This window comes from Caulobacter sp. (assembly GCF_035254145.1).
GTDB lineage: Bacteria > Pseudomonadota > Alphaproteobacteria > Caulobacterales > Caulobacteraceae > Caulobacter.
Window position 1 is genome coordinate 1 of the sequence record NZ_DATFAV010000017.1, and the last position, 9,076, is coordinate 9,076.

A 9,076-nucleotide genomic window follows, 5' to 3' on the forward strand; every position below is an offset into this window, starting at 1 on the left:
GCTGGCCGCCGACGCCGCCGACCGCGACCTACTGGTCAGCGCCCAGACCGGCTCGGGCAAGACCGTCGCCTTCGGTCTGGCCGCCGCCCCGACCCTACTGGGCGAGGCCGAGACCTTCGGCCAGGCCGCCGAGCCCCTGGCCCTGGTCATCGCCCCGACCCGCGAACTGGCCATGCAGGTCAATCGCGAGCTGGCCTGGCTCTATGCCGAGGCCAAGGCCGTGGTCGTCAACTGCGTTGGCGGCATGGACGCCCGCCGCGAGCAACGCGCGCTGAACTACGGCGCCCACATCGTCGTCGGCACCCCGGGCCGCCTGCGCGACCACATCGAACGCGGCCACCTGGATCTCTCCAAGCTGAAGGTCGCCGTCCTCGACGAGGCCGACGAGATGCTGGACATGGGCTTCCGCGAGGATCTCGAGTTCATCCTCGACGCCGCGCCCGCCGAGCGCCGGACCCTGCTGTTCTCGGCCACCCTGGCGCGCGACATCGTCGAGCTGGCCAAGCGCTATCAGAACGACGCCGTCCGCATCGACACCATCGGCCGCAACGAGCCGCACCGCGACATCGAGTATCGCGCCGTGCGCGTGGCGCCGAACGAGGTCGAGCACGCCGTCGTCAACCTGCTGCGCTTCTTCGAAGCCCCCGGCGCCCTGGTGTTCGCCAACACCCGCGAGAGCGTCCGCTCGCTGCACGCCAAGCTGCGCGAGCGCGGCTTCGCCGTGGTCGGTCTCTCCGGTGAGCTGAGCCAGCGTGAACGCGCCGACGCCTTGCAGGCCCTGCGCGACGGCCACGCCCGGGTCTGCGTCGCCACCGACGTCGCCGCGCGCGGTCTCGACCTGCCCGACCTGGGCCTGGTGATCCACGCCGAACTGCCGATCAACAAGGCCACCCTGCTGCACCGCTCGGGCCGCACCGGCCGGGCCGGCAAGAAGGGCGTCTCGGCCCTGGTCGTCCCCTACACCCGCCGCCGCAAGGCCGAGCAGTTGCTGTACGCGGCTGGCGTCGAGGCCGATTGGGGCGGCGCGCCCAGCGCGGACTCGATCCGCGAGAAAGACCAGGAGCGCCTGCTCGAGGATCCGATCTTCTCGGAAGCCTCGACCGAGGAGGATATCGCCCTGGCCGAGGCCATGCTGGCCAAGCGCACGCCGGTCGAGATCGCCGCGGCCCTGATCCGCACCCGCCGCGCCAAGCTGCCCTCGCCCGAGGACATCTATGACGACCCGCGCCACGGCGCTGATCCGGGCCCGCGCCTGCGCACCGGTGAGCCGGGCGAGCGTCCGGAGCGAGAGCCGCGCGTCAGCATGGAGGGCTCGGAGTGGTTCCGGATCAGCGTCGGCCGTCGCGGCAACGCCGATCCCAAGTGGCTGATCCCGATGATCTGTCGCCTTGGCCACATCACCAAGAAAGACATCGGCGCGATCCGGATCTTCGACTACGACACCAAGTTCGAGATTTCGGCCGAGGCGGCGACCAAGTTCGGCGCGGCCGTACAGTCGACCGTGCGCGAGGACGTCTCGATCACCCCGACCACGGCGCCGGCGCCGCGCGAAGCCGGTCCCCGCCGGGAATATGCGCCGCGGCCCTCTCGCGATCATGGGGCGCGCGGCGAGAACGACGGCCCGCGCGAGTACAAGCCACGGCCTCCTCGCGAAGATCGGACGCGTGAGGACGCGCCCCGCTCGCCCCGCGCCAACGCTCCGGGTTCGCGCGATCACACGCCGCGTCCGTCCAGCTTCGGCGACGACGGCGTCAGCACCGCCAAGCCCTATGGTCGTGGCGAGGAGCCCAAGAGCGATTACAAGCCGCGCCGCGCGCCCCGGGACAACAACGCGCCGCGTGATTTCAAGCGCGACAATGACGCGCCTCGCCCCTACTCGCCGCAGGACTCCGAAGGCGCCCCCAAGCGCGCCTTCAAGCCGCGCCACGAGGCGGGCGCCGACGCGCCTCGCGAGTACAAGCCCCGCGCCCCGCGCGCGGACGGCGATGGCCCCAAGAAGCCTTTCAAGAAGAGCTTCAGCGACAACGCCGCCGGCCCCAAGCCGTACGCCAAGCCCTATGCCGGCAAGCGCGACGACGGTCCGTCCAAGCCGTTCAAGGGCCCCAAGCCCTTCAAGGCCAAGAGCTTCGACGCCAAGCCCGGTGGCAAGCCGGCGGGGAAACCGTTCAAGAAGAAGTAGGTCAGTGACTTAAATCCTCCCCCTGGCGGGGGAGGTGTTCGCGAAGCGAACGGAGGGGGATGTAGCCGGATAGCCCGTTCTTCCCCCTCCGGCCTTCGGCCGCCTCCCCCGCTGGGGGAGGATCTGCGGTTTAGACCGCCTGTCCCGCCGACCAGCCCGACGCCCAGGCCCACTGGAAGTTATAGCCGCCCAGCCAGCCGGTGACGTCGACCACCTCGCCGATGAAATAGAGCCCGGGAACCGCCTTGGCCTCCAGGGTGCGGGAGTCCAGGTCGTCGGTGTCGACCCCGCCCAGGGTCACTTCCGCCGTGCGATAGCCTTCCGAGCCGACGGGCTTGAAGGTCCAGGCGTTGACCGCCGCGGCCAGAGCGCCCAGCACCTTGTCCGAACAGTCGGCGATATTGCCCTTGTCGGCCGCCACCTCCTCGGCGATCACCTGCGCCACGCGCTTGGGCAGCAGGGTCGAGAGCACCGTCGCGACCGCCTGGCGTGGCGTGGCCGTGCGGGCCGTCTTCAGCGCCGCCAGGACGTCGACGCCCGGGGCCATGTCGACCCGGATCTCGTCGCCTTCGCGCCAATAGGACGAGATCTGCAGGATCGAGGGGCCCGACAGGCCCCGGTGGGTGAACAGCATCCCCTCCCGGAACTTCGTCTTGCCGTGGGAGACCACGGCGTCCAGCGCCACGCCCGACAGCGGCGTCAGCCGCGCCAGCATGCCGGCCTCGAAGGTCAGCGGCACGAGCGCCGGGCGCGTCTCGACGATCCCCAGCCCGAACTGCCTGGCGATGTCGTAGCCCAGGCCCGTCGCGCCCATCTTCGGGATCGACTTGCCGCCGCTGGCCACCACGAGCGACTGGCAGCCGACCTCGCCGGAGGAAAGCGTGACCTCGAAACCGTCGGCGGTCTTGGCCACGCCCTGGACGCTGGTTTCCAGGCGCAGGACGACGCCGGCGGCCTTCATCTCGGTCAGCAGCATGTCGATGATCTGCCTGGCCGAGCCGTCGCAGAAGAGCTGGCCCAGGGTCTTCTCGTGGTAGGCGATCCCGTAGCGCTCGACCAAGGCGACGAAGTCCTTGGGCCGATAGCGTCGAAGGGCCGACAGGGCGAACTTGGGATTGGCCGACAGGAAATTATGGATCGTCGCGCCGGTGTTGGTGAAGTTGCAGCGCCCGCCGCCGCTGATGCGGATCTTCTCGCCCGGGGCCTTGGCGTGATCGATCACGAGCACCGAGCGCCCGCGTTTGCCCGCCTCGATGGCGCACATCATGCCGGCCGCGCCCGCGCCGATCACCAGAACATCGAAGTTTTCCAAGGTCCGCCCGCTGCTTGCCTGGATGTCTTCGAGCCGAGCCCCGCCCCGAAGTCAACCGCGCCGGCCTTGACGCGGCGGCGTGAGGCGCTACGACGCACGACCCCTTCCCGCCCCAGCAAACCGAGCCTCCCATGACGGCCGCGACCGCGCCGACGATCGGCGTCGACTTTGGCACCACCAACACCGTCGTCTCGCTGACGCACGGCGACGATCACGCCCGGCTTGTCCGCTTCTCGATCGACAATCGCGAGCTGTTCGCCTTTCGCTCGGCGCTGAGCTTCCACACCGTCCAGGGCGCGGCGGGCGCGGTCAACGAGCGGGTGGTCGAGGCCGGTCCCTGGGCCATCGAGGCCTATCTGGAGGATCCGCTGGAGACCCGGTTCATCCAGTCGTTCAAGACCTTCGCGGCGTCGGCGGCGTTCACCGAGACCCGCATCCACAACAAGCGCTACCAGTTCGAGGATCTGCTGGCGGCCTTCCTGCTGCGGCTGCGCGACCACGCCGGCGCCCAGATGGACGCCCTTCCGCCCCGGATCGTCGTCGGCCGGCCGGTCACCTTCGCCGGAAGCTCGCCGAACGAAGTCCTGGCCCTGACCCGCTATGAAGCCGCGTTCAAGCGCCTGGGCTTTTCCGACATCCGCTACGCCTATGAACCGGTCGGCGCGGCCTTCTTCTTCGCGCGCCAGCTGAAGCAGGACGCCACCGTGCTAGTCGCCGACTTCGGCGGCGGCACCAGCGACTTTTCTCTGGTGCGGTTCGAGCGCGCGGCCGACGGGACGCTGCGCTCGACGCCGCTGTCGCGCTCGGGCGTCGGCGTGGCCGGCGACGCCTTCGACTACCGGATCATCGACCAACTGGTCTCGCCGGAGCTGGGCAAGGGTTCGGAGTATCGGTCGTTCTCCAACAAGCTGCCGATCCCGCAGCGCTACTACGCCGCCTTCGCTCGTTGGGACCAGCTGGCCCTGCTGCGCGCCTCCAAGGACATGCGCGACATCCGGGCCCTGGAGCGCACCGCCGTGGAGCCGGACAAGATCGCCGCCCTGATCGAGGTGCTGGACGGCAACCATGGCTACGCCCTCTACCGCTCGGTTTCGGCGCTGAAGGAGGCGCTGTCCAGCGACACAGAGGCCACGTTCCGGTTCGAGGCGGGCTCGGTGAAGATCGAAAAGACCGTTGCGCGGTCCGATTTCGAAGGCTGGATCGCGCCCGAGCTCTCGGCCATCGAAACCGCCGTCGGCGAAGCGCTGGACATGGCCGGCCTGGCCGAGAGCGGCGTCGACCGCGTGTTCCTGACCGGCGGCAGCTCGTTCGTGCCCGCGGTGCGCGAGATCTTCCTGCGCCGCTTCGGCTCCGGAAAGATCGAGACCGGCGGCGAGTTCGAGTCGATCGCCTCGGGCCTGGCGCTGATCGGCCGCGAGGCGGACCTGGACCTCTGGACCATGCGGGCCGCCTAAAGATGACCGGCGGATTCAACTAGATATTTAGAGGAGTCTTAGCCTCGACGCACAACGATAGCGATAATCCGCGCGCGTCACGCCTCGACCTTTCGGTCGCATGGTTGAGTTGTGCGCCTTGGCCTACATTTGGTGCGAGCGATTCGCGCCAGCGTCTTTTTTTTGGGGCAACGAGTCCATGCCGATTTCGTACCTCTCCGCCGCACAGGTCTCCGCCTTGTCGGCGACCGTCGTGCAGGGCCTGTCGACCACGAAGCTCGAGACGCTCAACACCACCCAGGTCGGAGCCCTGTCCAACACCGCGCTGACGGGTCTGACCGCCAGTCAGGTCTCGGCGCTGTCCAACACCGCGGTTAAGGGTCTTACAGCGACCCAGATCCCCGCTTTCGCCCCCAATGTGGTCTTCGACGCCGAGCAGTTGGCGGCCTTCAGCGGCGCCCAGCTCAACGCCCTGACCTCGACCCAGTTGGCCCAGCTGGACACCAGTCGGCTGGACAATCTGAGCGCGACACAGATCGGCGCGCTCGACGCCACCCATTTCACGGCGCTGGACGCCACCCAGATCGGCTCGCTGGAAACAACCCAGCTGAAGCTGCTGACGGCGACCCAGATCGGCGCGATGAGCGTCACCGACCTTGGCGAAATCGCGCCCACCCAGCTGCAGGCGCTGTCGGCCGCCCAGGTCTCGGCCCTGTCCGCCACCGCGATCTCGGCCCTGGACACCTCGCAGTTCGACGCCCTGAGCGTCACCCAGCTCAAGGGATTCACGGCGACGCAGGTCGGGAGCTTGACCGCCAGCCAGCTTGCCGACCTGAACTCCGATATCTCCCTGTTCTCGGCCACGCAGCTTCGGGGGCTTTCGAGCACCCAGACCAGCGCCTTGTCCGACACCCAGGTCGCGGCTTTCAGCGCCACCCAATTGGCGGGCCTCAGCAGCGACGCCTTTGGCGGTCTCTCGGCGACACAGGTCGCCGGCCTGGGCGCCGCCTATGTGTCCGCCTTGACGGTCACGCAGTTGGGCGCGTTGAGCACGACCGACTTCGCCGAACTGACCCCAACCCAGGTGGCCGGCTTCACCGCCACCCAGATGGCCGCGCTGTCGACGAGCAACATCAACGCCCTGACCTCCAGCCAGGTCGCGGCCCTGACTTCAACTCAATTGGCTGGCCTCACCGCCACCCAGATCGGCGGCCTGACCGCCACCGACTTCGCCGAACTGTCGAGCACCCAGGTCAGGAGCCTCTCGGCGACCCAGGTCGGGGGGCTGTCGTCCACGAACTTGAGTGGCCTGGACACAACCTCCGTCCAGGCCCTGTCGACCACCCAGGTCTCGGGACTGAAGGCGACGCAATTGGCCGGTCTCAACACGACGGATATCGGCGAGTTCGCCACGAGCCAGATCGGCGCCTTCTCGGCGACGCAGGTGGCCGCCTTGTCGGTGACGAACCTGGCGGCCCTGTCGCAGACCCAGATGACGTCCCTGGGGGCGACCTCCCTGAAAGGCCTGTCGGCCTATCAGATGCGCAGCCTGTCCTCGACGGCCTTCGCCCAGCTGAACGCCACCCAGGTTCAGGCCCTGACCTCCACCCAGGTCGGCTCGCTGTCGACCTCGGTGATCTCGGGCCTGACCACGACCCAGGTCGGCTATCTGCTGCCTTCCCAGATCCCGGGTCTGACGATCAATCAGCTGGACTGGCTGTCGACCACCAACCTCGCCGCCATGACCCCGCTGCAGGTGGGCGCCTTCACGCCGGCCCAGGTCGAAAGTCTCTAGAGAGGGCGTTAGGCCCCGCCGCTCATGGTCTTGGCGAGGTAGGCCGCCAGGGCTTCCACCCGTGCGGGCCGGGGTCCTCCGGGCGGCATGACCAGGTGAAGGGCGATCGGCGGCGCGGTCCAGTCGGTCAGGACCTCCTCCAGTCCTCCGCTCGCCAGGCTCTCCGCGACGATGAAGTCCGGCAGCATGGCCACGCCGGCGCCGGCGAGCAGGGCCGGCAGCAGGACGTCGCCATTGTTGGCCCGGATCACCGATCGGGGCTGCACGGCCGCCTCCTCTCCGCCGCGCTGAAACCGCCAGGTCTCCGGCGCGGCCTGGTGGCCATAGGTCAGGCCGCGATGCTGAGCCAGATCGGCCGGATGATGCGGCCGCCCGTGGGCGTTCCAGTACTCCGGCGAGGCGACCAGGTGACGCTTCACCGCGCGCAGGCGGCGGGCCACCAGCGAGCTGTCCGGCAAGGCGGCCACGCGCAGGGCCAGGTCGAAGCCCGCCCCGACCAGGTCGATGGTCGCGTCCGACAGATGCAGGTCGACCGACACCTCGGGATAGGCCTCCAGGAAGGCCGGCAGCACCGGGCCCAGGGTGGTGATCCCCAACGACATCGGCGCGGCCATCCGCACCACGCCGCGCGGCGCCGACGATTGGCTGGAGGCTTCCTCCTCGGCGGCCTGGGCCTCGGCCAGCACGCGCGTGGCGCGCTCGACCAGGGACTGGCCGGCGTCCGTCAGGGCCAGCCGCCGCGAAGTGCGGTTGAACAGGCGCGCGCCAAGCCGGCTCTCCAGTCGCGTCACGGCCTTCGAGACCGTGGCCTTGGACATGGCCAGCTCGGCGGCGGCGGCCGCGAACGAGCGCAGCTCCACCACCTTGGCGAACACGGCGAGGCCTTCGAGATCGGGAAGATTGGACATCCAGATAGCTTATTTTTGGAAACGATGAGTTTCAATAGTTTCTATTTATGATCCAGATCAACCGCCTATCTTCTCCTCAACAGACGCGCCGGGGGCGGCGCGCCGAAGGACAGAAAGGTTAGAGCCATGATCGACCGCAGATCGTTCGACAAACTTGGCGGCGCCGACCACGGTTGGCTGAAGGCCAAGCACCACTTCTCGTTCGCCAGCTACTACGATCCCAGCAACATGAACTGGGGCGCCCTGCGGGTCTGGAACGACGACGAGATCGCTCCGAACACAGGCTTCCCGCCGCACCCGCACAGCGACATGGAGATCATCACCTATGTCCGCGACGGGGCGATCACCCACCAGGACAGCCTGGGCAACAAGGGCCGCACCGTGGCCGGCGACGTCCAGGTGATGAGCGCGGGCACGGGCATCCGCCACTCGGAGTACAACCTCGAGCCGGAAACGACCCGGATCTTCCAGATCTGGATCGAGCCCAAGACCTTCGGCGCCGCGCCGTCGTGGGGCGCCAAGCCGTTCCCGAAGGGCGACCGCTCGGGCAAGTTCGTGACCCTGGCCTCGGGCTTCGCCGATGACGCCGACGCCCTGCCGATCCGCACCGACGCCCGCGTCCTGGGCGCGACGCTGAAGGCGGGCGAAAGCACCACCTACGCCCTGGGCAAGGACCGCAGCGGCTATCTGGTCCCGGCCGTCGGCGTGGTCGAGGTCAACGGCGTCAAGCTGAACGCCCGTGACGGCGCCGCCATCAAGGACGAGGACGTCATCACCGTCACGGCCCTGGAAGACGCCGAACTCGTCCTCGTCGACGCCGCCCAAGACTAGGCTCGGTCCATTCAATATCCGGGCGCGAAGCAACCCTAGCTTCGCGTCCGACCTCCCTTCACGACATCACAGCCAAGGAGGCCGTCATGGCCAAGGTTCTCGTTCTCTACTACTCGTCGTACGGCCACATCGAAACCATGGCCAAGGCCGTCGCCGAAGGCGCTCGCGAAGCCGGCGCCCAGGTCGACATCAAGCGCGTCCCCGAAACCGCGCCGCTGGAAGTCGCCCAGAAGGCCCACTTCAAGCTCGACCAGGACGCTCCGGTCGCCACGGTCGAGGACCTGGCCAACTATGACGCCGTCATCGTCGGCACGGGCACGCGCTTTGGCCGCATGAGCTCGCAACTGGCGGCCTTCCTCGACCAGGCCGGCGGCCTGTGGGCCCGTGGCGCCCTGCACGGCAAGGTCGGCGGGGCCTTCACCTCGACCGCCACCCAGCACGGCGGCCAGGAGACCACCCTGTTCTCGATCATCACCAACCTGCTGCACTTCGGTATGGTGATCGTGGGCATGGACTACGGTCATGCCGGCCAGATGACCCTGGACGAAGTCACCGGCGGCAGCCCCTACGGCGCCACCACCATCGCCGGCGGCGACGGCTCGCGTCAGCCCAGCGAGA

The 9,076-nt window shown here is 68.6% G+C and carries 7 protein-coding genes and 1 pseudogene; 5 read left to right on the top strand and 3 right to left on the bottom strand.

The features are described from left to right. Positions 1–2,179: DEAD/DEAH box helicase (locus tag VJ655_RS00930; protein ID WP_324097496.1), on the top strand; the 2,179-nt coding region annotated here is incomplete at its 5' end. A gap of 12 nt (positions 2,180–2,191) precedes the next feature. Here VJ655_RS00930 and VJ655_RS00935 read toward each other — a convergent pair. Together VJ655_RS00935 and VJ655_RS00940 are read right to left on the bottom strand one after the other, a co-directional pair. After that, positions 2,192–2,296 (bottom strand): annotated as a pseudogene (locus VJ655_RS00935) (hypothetical protein); the annotation flags it as partial. A 13-nt stretch (positions 2,297–2,309) separates the two neighbouring features. After that, positions 2,310–3,491, bottom strand: coding sequence for an NAD(P)/FAD-dependent oxidoreductase (locus VJ655_RS00940; protein ID WP_324097497.1), 1,182 nt, complete (start codon positions 3,489–3,491; stop codon positions 2,310–2,312). Between the two features lie 131 nt (positions 3,492–3,622). Here VJ655_RS00940 and VJ655_RS00945 point away from each other — a divergent pair, with 131 nt between their 5' ends. Both VJ655_RS00945 and VJ655_RS00950 read left to right on the top strand, forming a co-directional pair. After that, the gene (locus VJ655_RS00945; RefSeq protein ID WP_324097498.1) at positions 3,623–4,945 is read left to right on the top strand and encodes an Hsp70 family protein; all 1,323 of its coding nucleotides are present in this window, start codon (positions 3,623–3,625) and stop codon (positions 4,943–4,945) included. 178 nt (positions 4,946–5,123) lie between these two features. Continuing rightward, complete coding sequence (locus tag VJ655_RS00950; protein WP_324097499.1) at positions 5,124–6,719, top strand: ice nucleation protein; 1,596 nt, start codon at positions 5,124–5,126, stop codon at positions 6,717–6,719. 8 nt (positions 6,720–6,727) lie between these two features. Here the strand turns inward: VJ655_RS00950 and VJ655_RS00955 are convergent, their stop codons facing one another. Continuing rightward, complete coding sequence (locus tag VJ655_RS00955) at positions 6,728–7,627, bottom strand: LysR family transcriptional regulator (RefSeq protein ID WP_324097500.1); 900 nt, start codon at positions 7,625–7,627, stop codon at positions 6,728–6,730. 126 nt (positions 7,628–7,753) lie between these two features. Between VJ655_RS00955 and VJ655_RS00960 the strand changes: the two genes are divergently transcribed. Both VJ655_RS00960 and wrbA read left to right on the top strand, forming a co-directional pair. Next, positions 7,754–8,458 (top strand): pirin family protein, encoded by a 705-nt coding sequence (locus VJ655_RS00960; RefSeq protein ID WP_324097501.1) that lies wholly within the window; start codon positions 7,754–7,756, stop codon positions 8,456–8,458. Positions 8,459–8,544: 86 nt separating this feature from the next. Further along, positions 8,545–9,076, top strand: a 532-nt coding sequence (gene wrbA / locus VJ655_RS00965; protein WP_324097502.1) for an NAD(P)H:quinone oxidoreductase, incomplete at its 3' end; no start/stop codon positions are given.

What these genes read in the sequence shown, in the direction of transcription:
- VJ655_RS00955 (WP_324097500.1), bottom strand. Translation starts at nt 7,627, where the DNA reads ATGTCCAATCTTCCCGATCTCGAAGGCCTCGCCGTGTTCGCCAAGGTG.
- VJ655_RS00945 (WP_324097498.1), top strand. Translation starts at nt 3,623, where the DNA reads ATGACGGCCGCGACCGCGCCGACGATCGGCGTCGACTTTGGCACCACC.
- VJ655_RS00950 (WP_324097499.1), top strand. Translation starts at nt 5,124, where the DNA reads ATGCCGATTTCGTACCTCTCCGCCGCACAGGTCTCCGCCTTGTCGGCG.
- VJ655_RS00960 (WP_324097501.1), top strand. Translation starts at nt 7,754, where the DNA reads ATGATCGACCGCAGATCGTTCGACAAACTTGGCGGCGCCGACCACGGT.